Here is a 24,126-nt window from a genome sequence, read left to right as displayed (position 1 = left end):
CGTCGACTCCGTGGGGAGTCAGGTCCGCGGTCTTGTTATTAAGCACGCCGAAGGAACTGGCTCGGAGTCGCTCGACAACATCCTGGGTCCGGTGGTTTCGGCCGGAAAGATGATCAGGTCCGGACTGATCCTTGACCTAGGGACCGCCGTCGGCTCTCGGCCCCTACCGTCACTTCTTTCAGCTGCAGCAGCGGTGGAATTGCTTCACATCGCATCCCTTATTCATGACGATCTGATCGACGGCTCCGACTATCGACGGGACGCGCCCGCCGTACATATCTCTGCAGGGGAAGGAATTAGCATCCTGTCGGGCGATCTGCTGTTGGCCAGGGGCATGAGACTCGCTCAGGAAGCGGGTCCCGCTGCTGCCTCAGTTTGGCAGGGTGCCTTTGAGCGTCTGACGCTCGGGCAACTGGCAGAGTCCCGGTTGTCCCTGAGTTCGGCGGAGACAGATTTCCTTTCCTACATTTCGTTGAAGACCGCGGAGCTTTTTGCTGCCAGCTGCGAAATGGGCGCTCTCGTCCTGAAATTGTCACCGTCGACAGTTGATCAGGTACGTTCGTTCGGGTGGAACTTCGGAATGGCATTCCAACTGTTGGATGATCTTCTCGACCTGCTCGGGGACGAGGAGGTTCTTGGCAAGCCGGTCGAAACGGACCTCCCCAACGGCGTGTACGGGGTAGCGGCCATCAGGGTTTTCACCACATCAGGAACTGCTTTGGAAGAGGCCTTGAAAGCCAACCAATTCAGCGAAGCATACGTGTTGCTCCGCAATCCTGACGTGGTTTTCTATTGTCTTGACCTACTCGAAGGCTATGTCGCGGCCGCTGCGAATTCTATCGAACAGGCGTTGACGTTGGATAAGGCAAGACCTCTGGTCTCGTGGACAGAGGGATACTTCAAGGCGGCGTTGAAAAACGGGGTGCGCGCTGAATACAGCCATCTCTTGTCGTCGCATTGGGGAAGGGGCAAATAGTGGCTACGAGAGTTACCATCCGGCACGTTGCCAAGGCAGCAGGCGTTTCAGTGACGACAGTTTCCGACTCTCTAAGTGGTAAGGGCCGCCTGCCCGAAGAGACTCGAAAGAAAGTGCTGGAGACTGCCAAGAGCTTGGGGTATCAGGCAAGCACGGCGGCGAAGAGTCTCGCGTCAGGCAGGACGGGCATTCTTATGATGTCCATTGCGGCGCCGGAGACGGCAGTCACGTCGATGTGGAATGTGGAGTTCTTCGTCAGGGTCATGAGCGCAGCCTCTGAAGTTGCCTCGTCCAGGGGCTACGCCTTGGCGATGGCTCCTATCGGGGAGTGGGCGGGCAAGACCACCATTCCTTACGACGGAGCCATCGTGGTGGACCCCGTGCCTGAGAACAGGCTGGTTCAACGTGCCTTGGTGGACGGCCGGCCCTTGGTGACAGTGGGCAGGTTGGACTCTGCTGTCACCAGTTGCGTTGACAACGATTTCTCCGCTGTGGTTTCCGAGGTCCTGGATCACTTGTGGGAGAGGGGTTCCAGGCGACCTGGCTTGATTTCCAGCCCTATCAGCGCTTCCTATGCTGCGGATTGTGTTCACGCTTACGAAGGCTGGTGCAAGGCCCGGGGTGTTCAGCCTCGGCTGGAAGTGGTGGCGGGAAGCCTCTCGGAAGACACCGGCCGCCAGGCCGCTGAAAAGCTCCTCAGCAGGGAAGACGCCCCGGACTCCATATTTGCAACACTGGACCGTCTCGCCCTTGGGGCTTCAATGGCAGCCTCTGTTCTTCGCGATGTCATGATCGTCAGCCTCGGTGACAGCTCAGCAGTGGCCGGTGCTTCCACGCCACTGACGGCCGTCGAACTGCAACCGGTAGAAATAGGCCGCGCCGCCGCGGAGATGCTCATCGAACAAATCGAAGGCGAACAATCGACGAGGAACGTGACTATTCCGGCCCACCTCGTCGTCCGGGCAAGCACGGCAGACGGGGCCGTCCGATCAGCCAGGAAGACGTAACGCCTGCCCGATGTACTGATCAAGTGACAGATCCTAGTACAGTTCCGGCCTCAAATGACTGAGGTAGTCCACGTCCGCCTCGACCCTGGCGCCGCAAGTGAGCTCCGCACTGAGGACGCTTTCGCCGCGCCCAGCCTGTGACAGCACCTTACCGTTTGCTGCAATGACTCTTGAGCCGCCGACGAAGTCGAACGGACCTTCAGAGCCAGGGCGGTTGACGTAGATGTGGGGGATCCGGTTATCCAGAGCCCGCGCCCTGCCTGCAAGCTCATGATCGTCGTAGTACGGGTCCATATTCGCGGCGATGGAGATGATGAGGTCGGCACCCTGATTTGCCAGCTTTCTTGCAGGTTCGGGGAGCTCGATGTCGAAGCAGGTCAGCGGCGCTACTGTGATGGCTCCCAGCTTCACACATTCAAGATTGTCCCCTGGGGTAAACACTTCTGCTTCCCCGCCAAAAAGGTGTGTTTTTTGGTAAACACCGGCTATGGTGCCGTCCTTGTCGATCATCAGCATCGAATTGTAAGGACGTAACCCTGCTTGTTCGATGAAACCAACAATTAACGCCGTCTGGTGGCCGCGGCAAGCGGCCTGCAGAACTTCGATGGGTTGGCTGTGCACTGATAGCTGCAGTTCCCACACGTCGACGGAGGTGTAGCCCGTCAGAAACAGCTCCGGGAAGACGATCAGGTCAGCTTCGTGATGTTCCTCGAGAATGCTGAGCACGCGGTGTACATTCTCGTCGATCCGACGGGGAACCGGCTCAAGTTGAGCCAGCACAGCGAGCAGGGACGTCGGCCGGTGACGGTGCTCTTCGGGCAGAGAATGTACACCGCGTTTCATTAGACCAGCTCCAGTCCGTAACCTGCCGGCGAGAGACGGCGTACGCCATCGGACTGCACGAGGTAGTTGTCTTCGAGCTTGAGGAGCATAAATTCTCCGTCTACTTCGATGCCGGTTTCGGGTTCGAGTGAGATGACGCTGTTTTCTACGATGACCTGGTCGCGGTCGAAAAGCCCATGCCGGTAGATGGTGGGCAACTCGCAGGCACGAAGCCCGACGCCGTGACCGATCGCGTACGGGGTGGTCGGCAAGCCTTCGCTGGCGAGGTACTTGTTGACCGCTTCGTCAACCTTGGAGACCAACACACCCGGTTTTGCTGTCTCCTCCGCGATGCGGTGGGCGTTAAGCAGCTTCTCGTAGACGGCGCGGATTTCCGGACGTGCTTCGCCGCCGACGAATCCTGTGCGGGCGATGTCGGACGCGTAGCCGTGCTGCCCGTATACGCCGATGTCGAAGAAGTAGGGGTCTCCTTCGCGAAGAACGCTGCCTTCGGCGAACCATCCGCCATTTCCGCGGCGGTGGTTACACAGTGAGTGGCTCAGGAACTCAGGTCCCGATTCCTGTAGCTTGCCCATCACTGCAGCGAGGATATCGTGGTCTGTTGCGCCAGGCACGGCGGCTGCGATTCCGGCTTCAGCTCCGATGGAGTTAACGATGCTGGCGTCTTCGAGCAGGATGATTTCATCCTGGGTCTTTCGGATGCGGATGTCGTAAAGTTCCTGGCCGATCGAAACAAAGCTTGATTGCGGTAGTACAGCCTGGAGGCGGGAGAGGATCGCTGGATCGATGAGCTCGATGCCAACTTTCGTTGCCCCCTTCAGCGCTGCGGCCAAACCCCTGGTCCAGGTTTCGGGGTGGCCAACCACAGGGGCCCATGATGGCATGGCATGGATGGCCGTAACCCACGGCAGGTCCGCGATCGGGTTTGCCTGTGTTTCGTCGACCCATGGGGTGAATATTTCCGCGTTTCCGTCACGGTCGACGACAGCTGCGAACCAGTCGAAAGCTTCGGCGATGATTTGTGTGCGGTAATCCGTGGCATAGCGGATGTGGTCAAACCCAGTCAGGAGAAGGTGGGAGAGCTGGTTTCGCTGCATCAGTTCGGCGATGGCAGTGCGGCGATCCTGGCGGAGCCTGTCGATGTTGATGGTGGACCAGTTGTACATGATTTCCTTCTTTTCTTGGTGGTGCAGGTCTATCGGGAGATTAATCAGCGGTCGCCATCGTTGACGGGCCGGGAACGGTGGCGGGCGACGCGTTCTTGCGCCCGAAGAAGTAGTAGAGAGAGCCGGCCACGATGCTGCTCGATAGCCATGAAAGGTCCGTGCCTCCCAGCGCGATCGCGAGTGGACCTTCGACCCCTGGAATGCCGGTTTTTAGGAAGAGCCACCCGGCTACCAGCCCTGCCGTCAGGGACACGACTCCCGGCCAGTTGACATCATCGGACCATTTGGCTGAAGGAGTTGCGTAGAGGCGTGAAACATCCACCTTCAGACGGCGGAGGACGAAGAAGTCAACCAATGTCACGGCAGCCCAGGGCGAGATCCAGAGTACGAGAACACTCATCCACTGCGCAGCGGAGTTGGCGAAGTTCGCGGACTGAAGGAAAAGCCAGAGCACAAAGGAGCCGATGATTCCTCCGCCAAGCGCTATCTTCCATTGCCGTGCCCTGATGTCCAAGGAAAGGACTGCCAGAACGGACGAGTACATGACCACGATGTTTGTAGCGATTGGCCCATGGAGGATAAGGACGAGGATGGGTAAAGCCAAAGCACCGAAGGCCGTCAGCACCAATTCGGCAGGGTCGGTTCCACCACCGGCCGATGCAATGTACGCCCCGAGGAAACCGAGCCAGACGACGGGAATAAACATTCCGAGCGTCGCGGACCAGAACACTTTTTTAGTGGGCATTGCCGGACGTGTGAAGCGGGTGAAGTCAGCCGCGTAAACGAACCAGGTGATGCCCCAACCGATGCCAATCGCGGTCATGACCTGGCTCATGGCAGCCAGTTTGTCGGCGCCTTCCAACGATCCCGGGGCGAAGCTCGGATGGACGTTGAGCGAAGCAACAATCGTCATGACGACCATCACGACCAGGATGACGGGCATCGTCCAGCGTTCGAACTTCTTGATGGCGTTGAAGCCCCAGGCAGCCAAAAGCACCTGAATCACCATGATGACTGCCGCGATTGAATACTTCACCGTGTCGTTGGGTTGGACGCCCACTTCTTTGAGGGCGGTCATCGCAAGGTCCAAAACGATCCAAGTGTTGACTCCGACCCAACCCATAGGCATGAGAACCATTACTGCGGCCACGACTTTGGCTCCGCGCCGCCCCAACGCGAGCCTAGCCAGCATCATTGCGTTAACCCCGGTGTTGTGACCCATGATGCAGAAGAGCCCAAATAATGCCGAGCCCATGATGTTTCCGACGAGAATGACGAGCAGGGTTTCGGTCAAGCTCAAGCCCAACCCAAGACCGACAGTGCCCAGCACCCAGTTGATTGGTGCAAGGTTGGCACCGGCCCAGATCCAGAATTGATCCGCTCCCCCGGAGGTCCTGTCCCGCGTCGGAATCGGACGAACTCCGTGGTCTTCGACCAGTGCCTCCGCACTTGAGGAGCCTTGCGGCTCCGTTTTGACTGTTGAGGCCCCATTATTCAATGTGGCCACCTCCAAATGATTTGAGGGCCGGACCATTGGCCCGGCAGATGTTAGGTGTCAGTGTTCCCCAAAATACGAATCTGCAGAAACGCTTCTGCAAAAATGTGTGCTTCATGTCACCTCATGAAGCTTGGAGTCAATAATTGCAGAAGCGTTTCTTCTTGTCTAGTCCCAGGCCAGGGAATCTCAACTTTTCACGCCCAGGCTCGACGAGGAGCCGCCCTATGCGTGAGATCGTCTTCCACGTCGCAGCGAAGCCTTCTAGCCCCAGTTCTCCAAAGCCGCTGACCGCCCTACCTTCAGCAGCCGTTCACCATCCTCGGACTCGAAGGACCTTCCCCGGTTACAACTAGAACGGCCCCCGGAAACAGGTGGTATGCGAGGCCTCGGCAGTCGTCATAACAACCCCCAAGCCCTTGTAGTACAAGTTCAAAACTTGTATCCTAAGTGGCAGGCAAGGATGCCGCACCCACTAGGAGAACCATGAGCACCGTAGATCTGATTCGCCACGTCAAGCTGTCCACGGCACGTTTGCCCCTCACCGTACCCATCAGCGATGCCAAAGTCTTCACTGGTCGGCAGAAGCCCATGACCGAAGTGGTGTTCCTGTTCGCCGAGATCACCACGGAGCAAGGCCACAGCGGCATCGGCTTCAGCTACTCCAAGCGTGCCGGCGGCCCCGCACAGTACGCCCACGCCAAGGAAGTCGCAGAGGGCATCATCGGCGAGGACCCCAACGACATCGGCAAGATCTACACCAAACTCCTCTGGGCGGGCGCCTCTGTGGGCCGTTCGGGCGTGGCCACGCAGGCCCTGGCAGCCATCGACATCGCACTCTACGACCTCAAAGCCAAGCGCGCCGGACTCCCCCTGGCCAAGTTGCTGGGCTCCTACCGCGACTCAGTGCAGACCTACAACACCTCCGGGGGCTTCCTCAACGCCACCCTGGACGAGGTCAAAGAGCGCGCCACGCGATCCATTGACGAGGGTATCGGCGGCATCAAAATCAAGGTTGGCCTGCCCGACTCCAAGGAGGACCTGCGCCGTGTGGCCGGCGTCCGCGAGCACATCGGCTGGGACGTCCCGCTCATGGTGGACGCCAACCAGCAGTGGGACCGGGCCACCGCGCTGCGCATGGGCCGCCAGCTGGAGGAATTCAACCTCATCTGGATCGAAGAACCGCTGGATGCCTACGACTTTGAAGGCCACGCGCACCTGGCCCAGGTCCTGGACACCCCCATCGCCACCGGTGAGATGCTCGCATCCGTCGCAGAACACAAGGGCCTCATCAACGCCAACAGCTGCGACATCATCCAGCCCGACGCACCCCGGGTTGGAGGCATCACCCAATTCCTGCGGCTCGCGGCGTTGGCGGATGAACGCGGGCTGGGCCTGGCACCCCACTTCGCCATGGAAATCCACCTCCACCTGGCCGCTGCATACCCCCGCGAGCCGTGGGTGGAACACTTCGACTGGCTGGACCCGCTGTTCGAGGAGCGCCTGGAGACCAAGAACGGTCGCATGATCGTTCCGGACCGCCCCGGGCTCGGCGTCACCCTCAGCGATCAGGCTCGCGCCTGGACCACCGAATCTGTGGAATTCGGCGCGTAATCTTGAACCCATGAGCCGAAACCTGACCGCGGATCTCGCCGCCGACCTTCGCAACCGCATCGTCGACGGCGTCATCCAGCCAGGTGAGAAGCTCCCCAGCGAAAACACCCTCATCAGCGAGTTCGGCGTGAGTCGGACCGTGGTCCGCTCTGCCCTGACGCACCTGCAGGCCGAGGGACTTGTGGAAACCGAACGCGGGCGGGGCAGCTTCGCGCTGACACCGCCCGCGGAAGGTCCGTCACCCGCGCCTGGATCGCGGGCTGTTTCCAGCATGGAAGACCGCCTGCAGATGCTGGACTTCCGCATCGGCGTCGAGACTGAAGCTGCAGCACTTGCTGCCCGGAACCACACAGAACGCCAGCTCAAAGCCGCGCAAGGCGCCTTGGAGCAATTCAAAGCAAGCTCAGGGCACCCGGCACATTCCATGAAGGCCGATTTCGAATTCCACCGGGCGATTGCGGCAGCCACCGGCAACGCCTTCTATACGGACTGCATCTCCGCCCTGGGCCAAACCATGATCACCATGCCCCGCCCCCGCCTCGTCGCCGATGATGAGCAGGACTCCCGCGAACGCTTCGATCAAGTAGTCCACGAGCACTCCTCCATCTACGACGCAATCGCCGAGGGCGACCCAGCTGCTGCCGCGGCAGCGATGCGCCTGCACCTGAGCAACTCACGACGCCGGTTCGCGGCTTCAGCCCGCGGCTGACCTCGCGCACGCCCAAGCAGGTAGCCGTTCGGCCGGCCCAGCAGGCAGCGACATGTGACGTCGCGGCGCTTTTTACTGGGACACAATTCGTCTTTCAGCGACCCCATTTAACGAAATGGGAATCCCCGCGACGCCCCATTGAGAACTATTGATCGACATTTCAAGAAACTGGCGAGTAAATTCCGAGTCCCGCTAACTTTTGAAGAACCCGTCATTTTGTGACCGGGAAATCCATCAAAAGCCTTTGGGTGCTTCACGCAGGAATGCCTTGTCATGCACCCGGACAGAGAGACGCCGGCATGACAACACAGCAACTCACCGAAGACCACACCTCACTCCAGGCATACGTCCAGGAACTCCGGCGCCAGGTTGATGGCATCGAGGTTCTTGAACCCGGCACCGGGACCACCCGCTACAGCCACGACGCAGCCACGGCCAAAACCGCAGCCGCAAGCGGAAACCCGGGCCCCGCCGTCGTGCTTCCCTCCTCAGCCCCGGAAGTTCAGACGGCGGTCAGACTCGCCGCGGAACTCGGCGTGACCGTTGTTCCGCGCGGCGCGGGGTCCGGCTTGTCGGGTGGGGCAACCGCACAACAGGACCAAGTGGTCATTTCGACCGAAAAACTGACGGCCATCATCGAGGTGTCCCCGCTGGACGAGGTGGCGGTTGTAGAGCCTGGTGTCATCAATGCCGATTTGAATAAGCACCTTGAATCATTTGGTCTTTTCTACGCACCAGACCCCGCAAGCTTCGACATTTCATCAATTGGTGGAAATATCGCCACCAATGCGGGCGGTCTTCGTTGCGCCAAGTATGGGGTAACGCGGGAGTCCATCTTGTCGCTGGACGTCGTTCTCCCCGACGGCAGCCTCATCACTGTTGGCCACCGCTCCATTAAGGGCGTCACGGGACTGGATCTGACGTCGCTGATTGTGGGTTCAGAAGGCATCCTCGGCATTGTCACCAAGGCGACGGTCCGTCTCCGCCCCATCCCGGTGGCCCGCAAGACGGTCAGCGCGTTCTTCAACAGCACCGCTGAGGGCACGGACGGGCTGGCAGCCATCACCTTGTCGCCGGTGCGCCCTGCGGCGATCGAGTTCTTCGACACCCCCAGCCTGGTCAACATCGACGCCCACTCGGGGACCAGCCTGCGCAGCCGCGGTGCTGCATTAATCCTCATCGAGATCGATGGTTACGGCATCGGCGACCAGGCAGCGGACCTCGCCACCGCGCTCAGTGCGGTTGGTGGACGTGTCACCGTGGAGTCCGACGACGACGGCGCGCGACTGTGGGAACTGCGCCGCAGCGGCCGCGGCCTCCCGCAGGACAAGTGGTACATCGGCGAGGACATCGCCGTTCCCAAGTCCCAGCTGCCCAAGGTCTACGCCGCTTTCCCGGCCCTGGAAGCGCGCTTCGGCGTGGACATCTCGGCGGTATCGCACGCGGGCGACGGGAACCTTCACCCGCTCATCACCAAGGACAAAACGCCCGACGACGGCGCGAACCCGCCTGCCTCCCTCCTGGAAGCCGCCACTGAACTGGTGAAGGTGGCGCTTTCGCTCGGCGGAACAGTGACCGGCGAGCACGGCGTGGGCACCATCAAGCGCGAATGGGCCGCCCTGGAACTCTCGGAGCACAGCCGCGAGGTGCAGCACGCCATCAAAGCGGCAATCGACCCCCAACAGACCCTCAATCCCGGCAAGGCCATCTAAGCGCCCTGCCCGCCAGCACCACCACCCCAACGCAATCCCCCAACGCATCAGGAGCGCACCCAGTGAACACCTTTAATACCCCCGAATTCCGCAGGCGGGCCTTCCTTGCAGGCCTCGGCGCACTGTCCACCTCAGCCCTTGTCACCGCGTGCGGCGGCACAACGGCCAGCACCGGCGCCGGCTCCACAACTCCCGTGGACGGCGGCAACATCACCTTCCTGATCCAGGGCTACGACACCGGCTGGGTCTCCAGCAAGACGTCCATCTCCAGCTACGAGGGCAACCTCTGGGGCCAGATCACGGACAAACTGGTGTACGTCAATGAAAAGGGTGAGCTGAGCCCGTGGGTTGCCGAGAGCTGGGAAGAACTCAACGGCGCCAAGGACTTCGTGATCCACTTGAAGAAGGGCGTGACCTTCTCTGACGGAACTCCGCTGGACGCAGCGGCCGTCGTCGCCAACCTCAACGCCTGGGCCAAGGGCGATTCCACGCGTGGCGTCAGCAAGGTGGGCCTCTTCCCGTCCAGTAACTTCGTGTCAGCAGAGGCGTCCGACGCGGAAACCGTGAAGGTGTCCTTCTCCTCCCCCGCACTGGGCTTCATCGCCACGTTGGCGTACCACGGCTGCATCCTGCTCTCCCCAAAGACTCTGGCCCTGCCCGTAGAGGCCCAGGCGGACCTCAGCCAGGAGATCGGGAGCGGCCCGTTTGTGGTCAAGTCCTGGAAGCAGGGTGACAGCTACGTCTTGGAGAAGCGTAAGGACTACAACTGGGGTCCGGCAGCGCTCGGCCACACGGGTCCGGCACGTCTGGACACCATCACGTACAAGGTCATCAAGGACACGTCAGTCCGGACCTCCACGGTGGTTTCCGGCCAGGCCGATGTTGCCTTCAACGTTGAGCCGCAGGAAATCGAGTCGCTCAAGGCACAGGGCTTCACGGTGGGTACGCCGCGCTACCTGGGCTTTGTGGACGGATTCCAGGTGAACACGCAGGCCTTCCCCACCAACGATCCCGCTGTGCGCAAGGCGATCCAGCACGGCATTGACCGTGAAGAAATCCTCAAGACCGTCTACACCAGCGACTGGAACGCCGCCACCACCTTCATCCAGGGCAACGTCCCTGAAGCAGGCGAGTTCAGCGACTCCTTCGCATTCGACGCCGACAAAGCCAACAAGCTCCTGGACGACGCCGGCTGGGCCAAGGGTTCTGACGAGTACCGCACCAAGGACGGCAAAACCCTCGAATTCACGCTCACTCCCAATCCGTATGTCCCGTCCACCAAGGCCGAGGATGAGCTCATCGCCCAGCAACTCAAGAAGGTGGGCATCAAGGTCAACCTCAAGGTAGTGGACGTGGCCGGCTACGCGGCCATCCAAGCCAGCAAGCCGCCGCTGTTCCAGACCTCACGCAGCTTCGTCGACGTCGGAACGGTCGCCGGAGTCTTGACCAGCCAGAACAAGGGCGAGGACTGGTTCAGCCTGGGGACCAGCGATCAGAAGCTCAACGACCTCTCCACTGCGATCGCCACGGCCTCGGACCGGGCTTCCCGCGAAAAGGTTGCGGACGAGCTCCAGCAGTACGTCCTGGAGCAGGGATACTTTATCCCTCTTAACCAGCTCGTCCAGCGCCTTTACCTGATCAACCCGAAGATAAAGGATGTCCAGTACAACGGCTTGGCCTATGCCAACTTCTACACCGCTTGGATCTCGCAGTGACCAGCGATTACAACCGCTTTGCCCTGACCCGCGCGGGTCAGGCGGTGGTGGTCGTCCTCTTGGCCTATGTCCTCACGTTCCTGGTGATCAGCGTCCTCCCGGGCGATGCGATCACCAATACGTTGAGGGACCCGCAGCACGGATTGAGCGAGGAGGACATCCAGCGGATCGTGGCCTTCTACGGCCTGGACCAGCCCGTGATCGTGCAGCTGTTGCTCTCCCTGGGACGGTTCCTGACAGGAGAGTTGGGCTTCTCGCTTCAATCCAATCTTCCTGTGTCCCAGATCGTGGGAGACGCGTTGCCTTCCACGCTCACTCTTGCCACCAGCGCGCTGCTCATCGCCATCGTTTTCGCGGTAGTCATCGCGTACGGCGCCCAGTATTTGCCGGGCAGGTGGGCGGCGATCGTCCGCTCCATTCCGTCGTTCTTCCTGTCGGTGCCCAACTTCGTGATCGGCCTGGTGCTGATCGAACTCTTTGCCTTCCGTCTTCATTCCTTCACCACCACGGATCCCAACAGTCCGGTGGCAACGCTGTTCGCAGCCATCACTTTGGCCATTCCGGTCTCGGCACCGCTGGCCGAGGTGCTGATTGCCAGCCTGGACCACGAATCCCGGCAGGAGTACGCCTTGGTGGCCCGTTCGCGTGGCCTTAGCGAGGCCAAGCTCTTCGCCAAGCATCTGGTGAAACCGTCGGCCCTGCCCTCCGTGGCCATGGTGGCGCTCATTGTTGGTGAACTTCTGGGTGGCTCAGTTATTACCGAGACGATCTTCGGCCGTGACGGCATCGGCACCGTTGTCCAAAAAGCCGTGACGGGAGAAGACCAGCCAGTGCTTCAAGCCGTGGTTTCCCTGTCGGCCGTGGTGTTCGTGGCCGTCAACCTGGTGGCCGACCTCGCGTCGCCGCTGCTCGATCCCCGCGTCAAACTCCGGGAGTCCAAACTCCGCGAGAAGGTGAGCGCATGACTGCCACGCTTGGCTACGCCCAACTGCGCAATGTTGGAACAGCATCCAAAAGACTCACGGCGGGGCTACCCCCGGTCACCGTGGTCCTGTCCTTCGCCGTGATTTTGCTCGTCATCCTCTGGTCCCTTGTTCCAGGTCTCTTCACATCGTTCAGTCCTGTCACGGGAGATACCGCGAGCAAACTGGCGGCCCCGAGTGCCGCACACTGGTTCGGTACTGATTACCTTGGCCGCGATCAATACGCACGCGTCGTCTACGGCACGGCATCCTCTGTCACCAGCGCCTTGGTGGCAGTGCTCATCGGGTTGGTGGTGGGCAGCATCATCGGCCTGGCCAGTGGATTCCGCGGCGGCTGGCTGGACTCCGTTCTGGGCCGGTTCGTGGACGTTCTCCTCGCCATCCCGGGGTTCCTGTTGGCCGTGGTCATCGTGAGTTCGTTGGGTTTCCAGACCATCAACGCGGCCATCGCCACCGGAGTGTCCGCCGTCGCGGTCTTTGCCCGGTTGATGCGCGCGGAAGTGATGCGCGTCCGCAGCGCCACCTTCGTGGAAGCCTCCTATCTGCAAGGCGGCAACCGGCTCCACGCACTGCTCGGCCACATCCTTCCCAACGCCTACCGGTCCGTGTTGGTACTCGCTGTGCTCCAGTTCGGCACGTCCATCCTGATCATCGCGTCGCTGGCCTTCCTGGGCTATGGGGATCCGCCCCCGGCCTCCGATTGGGGCCTGCTGGTGGCCTCAGGAAAGACCTACGTGACGGCCCCTTGGCTGGTGTATGCGCCTGCCTTGGTCATCGTGGTCACCGTTTTGTCCGTCAACCGCATCAGCCGCTGGCTGCGAAAGGCGAAGTGACATGCCTCTGAACACCCAGGACACCAACGTGTCCGCAGACCTATTAACAGTGCAGGGCTTGTCCATCGCCTACGGTCCCACCGCCGTGGTCCATGACGTCTCCTTTTCTGTAGCCAAAGGCGAGAGCCTGGCGCTCATCGGAGAGTCCGGATCGGGCAAGTCCACCATCGCCAAAGCGATCCTTCGGTTGCTTCCCCACGGAGAAGCGACGGCCACTGGGCGGGTAGCGCTCAACGGACGTGAGGTCCTGGCGCTCCCGGAGAAACACTTCCGTCCCCTGCGCGGCAGGGAGCTGGGCTTCATCCCCCAGGACCCGGCATCGGCCCTCAACCCGGTGCGGACCATCGGTGCGCAAGCTCAGGAGGCCGCCGCCTTGCTTGGCGAAACAGACCCAACCGCCCGCCGCGCAAAAATCCTGGACGTACTGGAGCAAGTGGGCCTCCCGGACCCTTCCCGGGTTTACGATTCCTACCCGCACCAGCTCTCCGGCGGCATGCTCCAGCGCGTTCTGATCGCGCTCACGGTGTTGCCTCGTCCGGCGCTGATTGTGGCTGACGAACCAACCTCCGCTTTGGACGTGACCGTTCAGAAGCTCATCCTGGACATGCTGACCGAGCTCCGCCGCGAGCTGGACATCAGCCTGCTCCTCATCACGCACGACCTCGCGATCGCCGCCGAGCGCGCCGAGTCCCTGGTGGTGCTGAAGGACGGCTCGGTGCAGGAAAGTGGACCGTCCCTGGAAGTGTTCGCTTCGCCCACCACGGATTACGCGCGGAGCCTTCAGGCCGACGTCCCGGCGCTGCACCCGGACCGATACAGGAACCAGCGCATCACCTTAACACCAGCGCACGACGGCGGCTCCCGCACCCCGGCGTCCAGCGCGCCGGACGCCGGGCTCCAGATCGACGTCCGTGGTGTGACCAAGCGCTTCTCGGCCGGCGGAAAGGACGTCCTCGCCTGCGACGGGGTGTCCTTCTCCGTGGAACGCGGGCGGACGCACGCGCTCGTCGGCGAGTCCGGGTCCGGCAAAACCACCGCGGTCCGGCTGTTGCTGGGTCTTGAACAGCCGGACGGTGGGGACATTACGGTAGCCGGCCAATCGACGTCGGGCCGTTCCAGGGCCGATGTCCGCGAGATCCGCCGCCACCTCCAACTGGTCTACCAGAACCCGTTCACGTCCCTCGACCCCACGTGGCGGGTGGGCAGGATTGTCCGCGAGCCACTGGATCAGTTTGGCGTGGGCACCAAGGCCGGGCGTGCCCAGCGGGTTCGCGAGACTTTGGAAGCCGTGGGCCTACCGTCCGAGGTGGCTTCACGGCGGCCCGCTCACCTGTCCGGCGGCCAGCGGCAACGGGTGGCGATCGCCCGGGCGCTGGTGGTGAGGCCCGACGTCGTGGTTTTGGATGAACCCACCTCCGCGCTGGACGTGAGCGTTCAAGCGGGAATCCTTGAGCTGCTGTCCAAACTGCAACGTGAGCTGGGCCTGACGTACTTGTTCGTCTCGCACGATCTTGCGCTGGTGCGGCAGGTAGCTGACTCCGTATCGGTTCTGCGGCGCGGCCACGTGGTGGAGGACGGTCCCGTGGAGGAGATCTTCCACCGACCGCAGCATCCCTATACCCGCGCCCTCCTTGGGGCGATCCCGCTGGCAACTGCGCCAACCGAGGAACAGACCAGCAAACAACTAGCGAAGGCAACAGCATGACCGTGAACCTGATATCCACCCGCCGGCCCGCCCTCGTGGAGGCCTTCACCGCGCCCAAGGGCTTCGGCGACCAGACTCTGCGGGATCGTCGAGCGGATGTGATTGAGCTTTTGGGCGGCATTCCGGATCCCAGCGTCCTCCCCACGGAGGAATTGGCCGCCGCCACAGCACGTGTTCTGGCCAAGCCCGGCGTCCCTGCGCTCCAATACTCACGGACAGAGGGTATTTCGCCGCTGCGGGAGTGGATAGCAGAACGCGAAGGCGTCTCCGTTGACCGGATCCTCATCACCAACGGCGGCTTCCATGGACTTTCCTTGGCCATCCAGTCCGTGGTGGAACGCGGGGACCTGGTGGCCGTGGACAACCCGATCTTCCCGCTGTTCCTCCGTGGGCTCCAGCTCTCTGATGCACGGACCCTGCCGGTATTCGTGGGTCCGCAGGGCCTGGACGTCGATCATCTCTCGGACCAGCTCAGGGGCGGTGCCCGACCAGCCGCCCTATATACAGTGCCGGACTTCCACAACCCCTCCCAAGGCACACTGTCCGGGGAGGCCCGGAAAGAACTCGTACGACTGGCGGAACACTACGGATTCGTGATCCTTGCGGACAACCCGTACCGTGAGCTTCGCTTTGCCGGCGTGCAGGAAAGTGTGGAGGAGTTCAACAACTCTGACCACGTCCTCCACATCAACACCTTCACCAAGACACTGGGGCCCGGGTTGCGCCTTGGTTGGACGGTTGCACCCGAGCGCCTGGCACGTGACCTGGTGGCCTTGCGCAGCCGCCAGGATTCCCACAGCTCCACGCTGGTCCAGGCCATCATCGGTGAACTGGTCACCTCCGACCCCCAAATCTTCGACGCCACCCTGGACCGGGCCCGCGCGCTGTACCGGAACCGCGCTGAAACGCTGGTTGCCGCGCTGCACCGGGAAGCTCCGGGAGCTTTTGAGACTGTTCTCCCGGACGGCGGACTGTTCCTGTGGCCCAAACTGGCAGACGACTCCATAGATCCTGACCAGCTGGCCGCTGATGCCAGCGCAGAAGGAGTGGAGTACCAGCGGGGGTCGTTCTTCCCCTCGGGGCCCGGAACGGACGCTGACCGGCACCTACGCCTGGCGTATGGCGACGTTGCGGCGTCCAAGCTGGAGGAAGCGGCTGCGCGCCTGGGACGTGCGCTGAAGCGGCAAGTTCCGTAAACCTCACTCCAGGGCACAACGAAAGAGCCCCGGTCCTAAGACCGGGGCTCTTTCTTATTTGCGTGCGCGAGGGGGGATTTGAACCCCCACACCCTTTCGGATACTGGCACCTGAAGCCAGCGCGTCTGCCGTTCCGCCACTCGCGCGCAACTTCTTTTTCTGGACTTCTGCGGGTTTCCCAGCTTCGATTCCTTCAAAAGCAGCGAGATCAAGCATAACGGACATTTGTGGCAAAACACCAATCGGGGCTCCGGCACCCCCTTGGTGAGGCAGCGAAGCCACCAAAAAATCCCCCAACAACGGCTGAACTCCATGGAAATTTGAACCCCCGACTCCCGCGCCAGCAAGGGCCGGGCGCGAACTTTTCCGGGTCGCAAGGCGTTGTGGATTAAGGCCATTCCCAGTCAGTCCCAGTAGTATCGGGAAGTGGAAGGGCCGTCAGGCGCGTACTTTGCCGTGTGCGCAGACGGAGCAATGGACGGACTATCGGACCAGGCACAGCGGGTGCCGCGGCAAGGAAAGGAGAAGGACCATGGGTTTGCTGGACAAAGTCGAGCGCGGCATTGAAAAGGCCGTCCGCAATGTCTTCTCCACAGGGTCGCGGGCACGTGTTGAGCCGGTGGAGATTGCGAGCAAGCTACGGCGGGAGTTGGATAACAAGTCCATCACCATCGCTGCGGGGCGCACGTTGGCTCCCAACGTTTTTGATGTCCTGCTCAGCGACGAAGACTTCGCCCGGGCCCAGGAATGGGGAACACCCCTCGCCGAGGAACTGTGCGACGTCGTCATTCAGCACGTCCGCAGCCAGGGCTACACGCTTCAGGGCGCGGTCCGGATCTCGTTCCGTCGAAATGACGAAGAACGGGCCGGCCATTTTGAAATAAATTCCCGGACAGAGAAATCGTCGGACGACGGTACTCCGGCTCCACAAGCTCCCAGGGCGCATGTTCCGGCCGCCCCGGCACGCCAGCCCACCCGCCTCCAGCCCGTTCTGGACATCGGCGGCCAACGATATTCCCTCAATGCCCACTCCGTAGTGCTGGGCCGCTCCTCGGAAGCAGACATCCTCGTGGATGACACAGGAGTCTCCCGGAAGCACCTTGAAATCCGCACGGAGAATGGGAGCACCTGGGCCGTTGACCTTGGCTCCACTAACGGCAGCTACGTCAACGGCCATAAAGTGAACGGCAGCGTGGAGCTCACAGACGGCTCAACCATCACGATGGGACGTACCAAGATCATTTTCCGCCTCCTCCCCCAAAACCAGGGTGGCAACGCGTGAACGACATCAGCGAACTGACCATCACAGCGCTTCGCTTCGGTTTCCTGCTGCTGCTGTGGGTCCTGATCTTCAGCATCGTCACCACCATGCGTCGTGACCTCCAGATCGGCCGCAAAGCCGTCACCGGGGCCCCCACGGCACGCGAGGTGCGCAAGCATCCTGAACTGGCCGCTTCTCCGCCGCCTGCTATCCAGCACGCCCGCACACTGGTGGTCACTGAAGGCCCCCTCAAGGGCACCACGGTCCCCCTCGCCGCCAGCCCCATCTTGCTTGGCCGCGCCCAGGAAGCCACCCTTGTCCTGGAGGACGATTACGCTTCCGGCCGCCATGCCCGGCTGTTCCCGCAAGGAAGCCGTTGGTTCATTGAGGACCTCGGCTCCACCAACGGCACCTATTTGGCCGATCAACAGCTCACCCGTGCCTTGCCGGTTGAGCTTGGCGTCCCCGTGAGAATCGGCAAGACGGTCATTGAATTGAGGCCGTAGTCCATGGCCTCCCCCGAGACCCCCGAAGGCAAGGAAAAGCCCGCGGAGCGCCCGCTCATCATGCGCTACGCGGCGCGTTCCGACGTCGGACGGATCCGCTCCAAGAATGACGACTCCGCATATGTGGGCCGCCATCTTGCAGTCGTGGCCGACGGCATGGGCGGTCACGCAGGCGGCGATGTCGCTTCTGCTTCAACGGTTCTGGACATGATCCATCTTGATCATGACGACTACCCCGACGGCGCGGAAACAGTCCTCGCGGACGAAATCCAGACCGCCAACTCCCTGCTCTCCGAACTCGTCCACCAGAACCCCAAGCTCTCCGGCATGGGGACCACTGTTACTGCGCTGCTCCTTGAGGACCGCAAGCTCCACTTCGCCCACATCGGTGATTCCCGGGCCTACCGCCTGCGGAACAAGAAGTTCGAGCAAGTCAGCGTGGACCACACCTTCGTTCAGCGCCTCATTGACGAGGGTCGGCTGCGCCCCGAGGAAGCCGAAACACACCCGCACAAGAACGTCTTGATGCGCGTCCTGGGCGATGTGGATGCCAGCCCCGAGTTGGACCTGGACGTTCTGGACGTTGAACCCGGCGAACGTTGGCTGCTGTGCTCCGACGGGCTCAACTACGTTGCGGGACACGTTGTGGAGCGCATGGTCCGCGAGACCAAGGACCTGCGCGAGTGCGCGGAAATCCTGGTGGACCTCACGCTTGAAGCCGGCGCCCCGGACAATGTCACCGTGGTGATGCTGGAGATCGTCGAAGAGACCGACGACGACGTCAACACGGCCGCCGTCGACGTCGTTCCGGCTGCGGCACTTGCCGCAGTGGACGAGCCCGAACCCGTCACGGCGTCCAAGTCTCCCGATGGTCCTTCAGCAACCAGGAAAGCTGAGGACGCCGACTCTGCGGAGAAGGCGAAAGCCGCGCTGGCGGCAGACGCGGGGTCGTCGTTCAGTGCGGGCGATCCCTCCAAGGAAGTCGACGAATCCGCCGAGTCCTCCAAGGCGTCCAGCGAGCCGCCCACCACCACCGACCCACACCTCGGTGAGCACCTCTCCGCTGAAGTCCTGCGCGAAGAGCTGGCCAGCCGTCCCCATGAACTGGTTGGCGCTGCGGCTACTGCTGCCGAAACCGGATCCATCCCTACTGTTGCCGGCCGCACCGTGGCCCGCAGGGCAGCGACTGTCCTCACGCATAAGGCCGAGCAGGACCGCGTGGACGTTGAAGAGCCTGCAAGGCGGCGTATCCGCTGGTTGATGCCGGCTGTCGCCGCGGTTGTTGTGGTGGGCGTCGTCGTTGGCCTGTGGCTGGGCTACGCGTGGACCCAAACCCGCTACTACGTGGGCGAATACGACCAGCGCGTTGCCATCTTTAACGGCATCTCGCAGCGCCTCGGACCCATTCAGCTCTCCCGGCTGGAAGCCGTCACTGACATCAGGGTGGATTCATTGCCCGAATACGGCCAGCAGAGCGTACGCCAGACCGTTCCGGCGGGTGACCTGGACGATGCCCAGACCATTGTGGAAAACCTGAAGAACACGGGCAGCGCCTCAGCCAATTGCCCTACCAGCACTCCGGCTACACCCACTCCGTCGCCTACCAGCAGCGTGCCCGTACCCAGTACCGCGGCCGTTGCCACTCCCTCGCCCGTCCCGACTCCCTGTGAGGCGGCCAAGTGATCCAGACAGACACTTCTCCCAAACCCCGCCGGAACGTTGAGCTGGTGCTCATCGTCCTTGCCCTTGCCGTTGGTATTGGCGCCAGTGCCTTGGTGAGCATTAACTCTGAAGTAGGCCTGGACAGGGACTTCTGGTTCCAGTCGAGCCTGCTGGCCGTTGCCGCTTTCGCTTTCCACGTGGTCCTCAGGCTCCGCGCGAAATATGCCGATCCGGTAATACTTCCGATTGTTGTAGCGCTGAACGGACTGGGGCTGGCCCTGATCCACAGGATGGACGGTCCGGCGGACGATACCGGCAACAACCAACTCCGCTGGACGCTGATCGCCATGGCGGTCTCCATCGCTGTGATCTGGTTCTTGAAAGACCACCGGGTTCTTCGCCGTTTCACTTACATTTCACTGGCCGTCAGTGCTTTCCTGCTGCTGCTCCCTTTGATTCCGGGCATTTCCGCGGGTGAGATCCTTGGCGCGAGGGTCTGGATCCGGGTGGGTCCCATGACCTTCCAGCCTGGTGAAATCGCCAAGATCACTTTGGCCATATTCTTTGCCGGTTATCTTTCGTCCAACCGCGACCTCATCCTGCTGGCAGGCCGGAAGATCGGCCCCATGCAATTCCCGCGGTTCAAGGACCTGGGACCCATGATTACTGCCTGGTTGGTGAGCATCGGAGTGCTGGTCTTCCAGCGCGACCTCGGATCCTCCATCCTCTTCTTTGGCCTGTTCATCGTGATGATCTACGTGGCCACGAGCCGCATCTCGTGGGTCGTCATCGGCCTGCTCCTGATCCTGGGCGGCGGCTTTGTTGCCTCGCAGATCTTCTCCCACGTTGCGTTCCGCATCGACAGCTGGATCAACGCCTTCACCCCGGAGGTCTTCGGCAGGTCTCCTGGCGGCAGTGGACAGATTGTCCAGGGCTTGTTTGGTATGGCCGATGGTGGCCTGGTAGGCACTGGCCTCGGTCAAGGCCGGCCGGACCTGGTTCCTTTTGCCAACAGCGACATGATCGTGGCCCTCATCGGTGAAGAACTGGGCTTGATCGGCCTCTTCGCCGTCGTCATGCTCTACCTCCTGCTGTTCACGCGAGGCTTCCGGGCAGCGTTGGGCACCCGGGATGCGTTCGGCAAGCTGCTCGCCTGCGGTTTGTCCTTCGCCATTGCACTGCAGTGCTTCGTGGTCATTGGCGGCGTCACCCGGCTCATTCCGCTGACCGGCCTGACCACGCCGTTTCTGGCCGCCGGCGGATCATCGCTCCTGGCCAACTGGATCATCGTTGGCCTCCTGCTGATGATCTCCAACACGGCCCGCGGCCCGGTGGACACCACACCCATGGTCAATAAACCTCCGGCAAGCACCAACACCAACGGCATTCGTAAACCGGCCACAGGCAAGACACCCAGCGCACCAACAGAGGCGGTGAAGCAACAATGAACCAGGCTATTCGCAGCTCATGGATGGCGGCTGTCGCCATGTTCGCGTTGATCTTCGGCGCCATAAGCTATGTGCAGGTCATTGGCGCTGACGACCTCAACGCCAACCCCTGGAACCAGCGGGCCATCCTGGCCTCGTTCTGCAACGATCGCGGTGCGATCATTGTTGGCGGCAAACCCGTAGCGGAGTCCGTTCCGGGGACAGAATCCTGCGCATTCCAGCGCAAGTACACGCAGCCTGAGTTGTACGCCGGCATTACCGGATACTTCTCCAAGGGCTTCGGTTCCACCGGCTTGGAACAGTCCATGGGCGACACACTCGCGGGCAACTCGGACCAGCTGTTCCTGGACCGCGTCAGCCAGATGTTCCTTGGCAACGAGCCCAAGGGCGCATCCGTGGAACTGACCTTGGACCCTGAAATCCAGAAACTCGCTTTCGACCTCATTCCCGACGGTCAGCGCGGGTCCATCGTGGTCACCAATCCGCGGACCGGCGCCATCCTCGCCATGGTGTCCAAACCGTCTTATGATCCCAACCTGATCGCCACGCACGACACCGCGGCGGCCCAGGCCAGCTACAACGAACTGAACCAGGTTCCCGGGATTAACCTGAACCAGAACGTCAGCGGCCCCACGGGCAACCTGCTGTCACCCGGTTCGGTCTTCAAACTCATCGATACCGCGGCAGCCCTGAAGTCGGGCAAATACAACAAGGACAGCGAGCTGCCGAACCCCAGCAGCCTGCCCTTGCCCGGATCCAGTGCCAGCCTGCCCAACTACGCCGGCGGTAACTGCAACGTCCGCGAAACAGCTTCCTTCGCCTTCGCCTTGGAGCAATCCTGCAATACGCCGTTTGCAAGCATCGCGCTTGACCTTGGCCAGGACGCCATCCGGGATCAGGCCCAGAAGTTCGGCTTCGGTGAAACCTTCGGCGATCAACTGAAGCTCCAGCAGGCCATCAGCGTCTTCCCGGAAGACCTGGACCAGGCCCAGCTCGCCCAGTCATCAGTGGGCCAGCGCGACGTCAAGGCCACTCCGCTGCAGATCAACATGATGACGGCGGCGATCGCCAACGGCGGCGTGCAGATGAAGCCCAACCTCGTGAAGACGGTGCGCGCACCCGATCTTCGCGTGATCAGCGAACTCAAGCCTGAGGCCCTCCGCACCAGCACCACCCAGCCCATCGCGGGTCAGATCACCGAGTGGATGACCAGCGCAGTGGATAACGGCATTGCCAAGGGAGCAGCCGTTTCCGGCGTCAAGGTGGCCGGCAAGACCGGTACCGCGGAGCTTGGCGATTCAGGTTTGAACAACTCATGGTTTACCGGGTTCGCCCCGGCAAACGATCCGCAAGTGGCCGTCACCATCGTCATGGAAGGTGTGGATGTGCTCAGCGGTGCCCAGCTAACCAGTCCGAACGCAAAGAAGATTTTTGAGGCGGTGTTGAATAAGTGAGGCCTACTTCGGGAATCACACTCGGCGGCAGGTTCCAGCTGACCAGTCGCATTGCGATTGGTGGCATGGGCGAGGTCTGGAAGGCCAAGGACCAGATCCTCGGCCGGATCGTTGCCATCAAGGTGCTCAAGGAGGAATACACGGGGGACCCCGGCTTCCTGCAGCGCTTCCGGGCGGAGGCACGGCACACCGCCCTCCTCAACCACGTGGGCATCGCCAACGTCTTCGATTACGGCGAGGAAGCCGGCTCGGCGTACCTGGTCATGGAGCTCGTGCCTGGCCACCCCTTGAGCGGAATCCTCGAAAAAGAGCAGGTTTTGTCCCCGGACATGACGCTCTCGATCATCGCGCAGACCGCCCGCGCCCTGGCCGTGGCACACGCTCAGGGCCTGGTTCACCGGGACATCAAGCCGGGTAACCTGTTGATCACCCCGGACAACCGCGTGAAGGTGACTGACTTTGGCATTGCGCGCCTGGCAGACCAGGTCCCGTTGACCCAGACCGGCCAGGTCATGGGCACTGCCCAGTACTTGGCTCCTGAGCAGGCAACCGGCCAGACCGCCACCGGCTCTTCGGACATCTACTCCCTGGGCGTCATTGGCTATGAGTGCCTCACCGGCCACCGTCCCTTCTCGGGCGAATCGCAGATTGCCATCGCCTTGGCACAGGTCAACGACGCGCCGCCGCCCCTGCCGGAAACCCTTCCCACGCCCGTGCGCGCCCTCCTGATGTCCATGCTGGCCAAGGATCCCAAGAACCGTCCCGCCAACGCCATCAAGCTGGCCGAGGCCGCTGACGCCATCCGCAACGGCGACATCGCCACGGCCCACGCCGCCGTACCCGGAATGTTGCTGTTCGAATCCACCACGGGGCCCATCACGGCGCCCGTCGACACCGCGACCGCACCCACCGGCGTCGTCACCTCGCCTTACGGAAAAGAGCAGTCGTCGACGGCGACCTCCGCACTTCCGGTGCTCGGTGCCGCCGCAGCCGGAGCTGCTGTGGGCGCCGCCGCGGCTTCTTCCGACAACCCCTTGTCGCGCGCCAACGCGTTGGAGGCAGAGCGCCAGCTCAACGACGAAGAAGAAGTGGCTTACAGCGACGACGACAACTTCGACGACCGCGAGCCCGAACGCAAGAAGCGCAGCCCCTGGACCTGGCCCTTGGTGGCCCTGATCCTGCTGGTCCTGTTCGCACTGGTTGGTTTCCTGATTTCCCAGTCCGGATTCTTCTCGCCGAGCCCCAGCCCGAGCCAGTCCACGTCGGCCAGCGCCAGCCGTACAGCCAGCCCAACGTCCACTTCGGCTACTCCTACACCCAGCCAAACCTCGGAGTCGCCGTCTCCCACGCCCACGCAGTCCACCCCGCAGAAGGTCAACGTCATCCCCGAGCAATACTTGGGTCAGCCGTTTGAATCGGTGAGCGCCGAGCTGCGTGCCCTGGGATTGGGTGTGGACGGTCAGGAAGTCTTTAACGCCGCTGTTCCCGGGACCGTGATCAGCCTTAACCCGACCGGGCCAGTCGATCCTGGACAGACCATTACGGTTCAGTACTCAAAGGGACCTGAATCCGTAGCCGTTCCGACCATTGGCGTCGGAGCGAACGAGTCGCAGGTTCGGGCCGCCATAGAGGGCGCCGGGCTCCGTTGGGTAGCCGGTGATCCCGTGAACGGTGCCGTCGGCCAGCAGCCCGGAACCTTCGTGCGGTCCTCGCCCGCTGCGGGGGCCGAAGTTCCCGCCGGCTCCACCGTGACGTACTTCCTGTCCAAGTCCGTTGTGCCCACCAACCCCGGTTCTTCGAGTGCCAGCCCCAGCGGCAGCCCGAGCAACTAGCTGATCCGT

19 protein-coding genes and 1 tRNA gene are annotated in these 24,126 nt (G+C 62.0%); 16 read left to right on the top strand and 4 right to left on the bottom strand.

Annotation, left to right across the window (positions count from 1 at the left end; all coding sequences use genetic code 11):
* Positions 1 to 10: 10 nt before the first annotated feature.
* Together BMY91_RS12200 and BMY91_RS12195 are read left to right on the top strand one after the other, a co-directional pair.
* A complete protein-coding gene (locus tag BMY91_RS12200; RefSeq protein WP_090822214.1) occupies positions 11 to 976 on the top strand; it encodes a polyprenyl synthetase family protein in 966 nt (321 codons plus the stop codon).
* Entirely contained in the window at positions 976 to 1,983 is a 1,008-nt protein-coding gene (locus BMY91_RS12195; protein ID WP_143054070.1) for a LacI family DNA-binding transcriptional regulator, read from the top strand. The genes BMY91_RS12200 and BMY91_RS12195 overlap by 1 nt, the downstream gene beginning before the upstream one ends.
* Before the next feature lie 33 nt (positions 1,984 to 2,016).
* On the opposite strand, the gene BMY91_RS12190 is transcribed toward BMY91_RS12195, so the two are convergent.
* The 3 genes from BMY91_RS12190 to BMY91_RS12180 are packed head-to-tail and all read right to left on the bottom strand — an operon-like array spanning position 2,017 to position 5,526.
* A complete protein-coding gene (locus tag BMY91_RS12190; RefSeq protein WP_090822210.1) occupies positions 2,017 to 2,826 on the bottom strand; it encodes a carbon-nitrogen hydrolase family protein in 810 nt (269 codons plus the stop codon).
* Positions 2,826 to 3,992 (bottom strand): M24 family metallopeptidase, encoded by a 1,167-nt coding sequence (locus tag BMY91_RS12185; RefSeq protein ID WP_090822208.1) that lies wholly within the window; start codon positions 3,990 to 3,992, stop codon positions 2,826 to 2,828. The genes BMY91_RS12190 and BMY91_RS12185 overlap by 1 nt, the downstream gene beginning before the upstream one ends.
* Positions 3,993 to 4,032: 40 nt before the next feature.
* Complete coding sequence (locus tag BMY91_RS12180; RefSeq protein ID WP_090822206.1) at positions 4,033 to 5,526, bottom strand: purine-cytosine permease family protein; 1,494 nt, start codon at positions 5,524 to 5,526, stop codon at positions 4,033 to 4,035.
* 447 nt (positions 5,527 to 5,973) lie between these two features.
* Here BMY91_RS12180 and BMY91_RS12175 point away from each other — a divergent pair, with 447 nt between their 5' ends.
* The 8 genes from BMY91_RS12175 (at position 5,974) to BMY91_RS12140 (ending at position 15,954) form a co-directional block, all read left to right on the top strand.
* The gene (locus BMY91_RS12175; protein ID WP_090822204.1) at positions 5,974 to 7,101 is read left to right on the top strand and encodes an L-talarate/galactarate dehydratase; all 1,128 of its coding nucleotides are present in this window, start codon (positions 5,974 to 5,976) and stop codon (positions 7,099 to 7,101) included.
* Between the two features lie 10 nt (positions 7,102 to 7,111).
* Positions 7,112 to 7,810 (top strand): FadR/GntR family transcriptional regulator, encoded by a 699-nt coding sequence (locus BMY91_RS12170; protein ID WP_090822202.1) that lies wholly within the window; start codon positions 7,112 to 7,114, stop codon positions 7,808 to 7,810.
* 299 nt (positions 7,811 to 8,109) lie between these two features.
* Positions 8,110 to 9,522: an FAD-binding oxidoreductase gene (locus BMY91_RS12165; protein ID WP_090822200.1), complete on the top strand. Its 1,413-nt coding sequence runs from the start codon at positions 8,110 to 8,112 to the stop codon at positions 9,520 to 9,522.
* A gap of 62 nt (positions 9,523 to 9,584) precedes the next feature.
* A complete protein-coding gene (locus BMY91_RS12160; protein ID WP_256212713.1) occupies positions 9,585 to 11,237 on the top strand; it encodes an ABC transporter substrate-binding protein in 1,653 nt (550 codons plus the stop codon).
* The gene (locus tag BMY91_RS12155) at positions 11,234 to 12,202 is read left to right on the top strand and encodes an ABC transporter permease (protein ID WP_090822196.1); all 969 of its coding nucleotides are present in this window, start codon (positions 11,234 to 11,236) and stop codon (positions 12,200 to 12,202) included. The genes BMY91_RS12160 and BMY91_RS12155 overlap by 4 nt, the downstream gene beginning before the upstream one ends.
* Complete coding sequence (locus BMY91_RS12150) at positions 12,199 to 13,053, top strand: ABC transporter permease (protein ID WP_090822194.1); 855 nt, start codon at positions 12,199 to 12,201, stop codon at positions 13,051 to 13,053. The genes BMY91_RS12155 and BMY91_RS12150 overlap by 4 nt, the downstream gene beginning before the upstream one ends.
* A gap of 1 nt (position 13,054) precedes the next feature.
* Positions 13,055 to 14,758, top strand: coding sequence for an ABC transporter ATP-binding protein (locus tag BMY91_RS12145; RefSeq protein WP_090822192.1), 1,704 nt, complete (start codon positions 13,055 to 13,057; stop codon positions 14,756 to 14,758).
* Positions 14,755 to 15,954 carry an aminotransferase-like domain-containing protein gene (locus BMY91_RS12140; RefSeq protein WP_090822191.1) on the top strand — a complete coding sequence of 400 codons (1,200 nt, stop codon included), beginning with the start codon at positions 14,755 to 14,757 and terminating at the stop codon, positions 15,952 to 15,954. Before BMY91_RS12145 ends, BMY91_RS12140 begins: the two co-directional genes overlap by 4 nt.
* Positions 15,955 to 16,017: 63 nt before the next feature.
* Here the strand turns inward: BMY91_RS12140 and BMY91_RS12135 are convergent.
* A tRNA-Leu gene (locus BMY91_RS12135) sits at positions 16,018 to 16,100 on the bottom strand.
* Positions 16,101 to 16,486: 386 nt separating this feature from the next.
* Here BMY91_RS12135 and BMY91_RS12130 point away from each other — a divergent pair.
* Genes BMY91_RS12130 through BMY91_RS12105 form a run of 6 tightly spaced genes read left to right on the top strand, consistent with a single transcriptional unit; the run spans position 16,487 to position 24,117 of the window.
* Complete coding sequence (locus BMY91_RS12130; protein ID WP_090822189.1) at positions 16,487 to 17,236, top strand: FhaA domain-containing protein; 750 nt, start codon at positions 16,487 to 16,489, stop codon at positions 17,234 to 17,236.
* Between the two features lie 5 nt (positions 17,237 to 17,241).
* Complete coding sequence (locus tag BMY91_RS12125) at positions 17,242 to 17,721, top strand: FHA domain-containing protein FhaB/FipA (protein WP_090822625.1); 480 nt, start codon at positions 17,242 to 17,244, stop codon at positions 17,719 to 17,721.
* A 3-nt stretch (positions 17,722 to 17,724) separates the two neighbouring features.
* Complete coding sequence (locus tag BMY91_RS12120) at positions 17,725 to 19,404, top strand: PP2C family protein-serine/threonine phosphatase (RefSeq protein WP_090822187.1); 1,680 nt, start codon at positions 17,725 to 17,727, stop codon at positions 19,402 to 19,404.
* Positions 19,401 to 20,831 (top strand): FtsW/RodA/SpoVE family cell cycle protein, encoded by a 1,431-nt coding sequence (locus BMY91_RS12115; RefSeq protein ID WP_090822185.1) that lies wholly within the window; start codon positions 19,401 to 19,403, stop codon positions 20,829 to 20,831. Before BMY91_RS12120 ends, BMY91_RS12115 begins: the two co-directional genes overlap by 4 nt.
* Positions 20,828 to 22,285, top strand: a complete 1,458-nt coding sequence (locus BMY91_RS12110; RefSeq protein ID WP_090822183.1) for a penicillin-binding transpeptidase domain-containing protein — start codon at positions 20,828 to 20,830, stop codon at positions 22,283 to 22,285. Before BMY91_RS12115 ends, BMY91_RS12110 begins: the two co-directional genes overlap by 4 nt.
* Complete coding sequence (locus tag BMY91_RS12105) at positions 22,282 to 24,117, top strand: protein kinase domain-containing protein (protein ID WP_090822182.1); 1,836 nt, start codon at positions 22,282 to 22,284, stop codon at positions 24,115 to 24,117. Before BMY91_RS12110 ends, BMY91_RS12105 begins: the two co-directional genes overlap by 4 nt.
* Positions 24,118 to 24,126: the final 9 nt, after the last annotated feature.

Origin of the sequence: Arthrobacter sp. yr096, from assembly GCF_900108925.1 — a bacterium.
In the GTDB taxonomy this organism is placed as follows: domain Bacteria; phylum Actinomycetota; class Actinomycetes; order Actinomycetales; family Micrococcaceae; genus Arthrobacter.
This window is presented reverse-complemented; position numbering and strand designations above follow the sequence as displayed.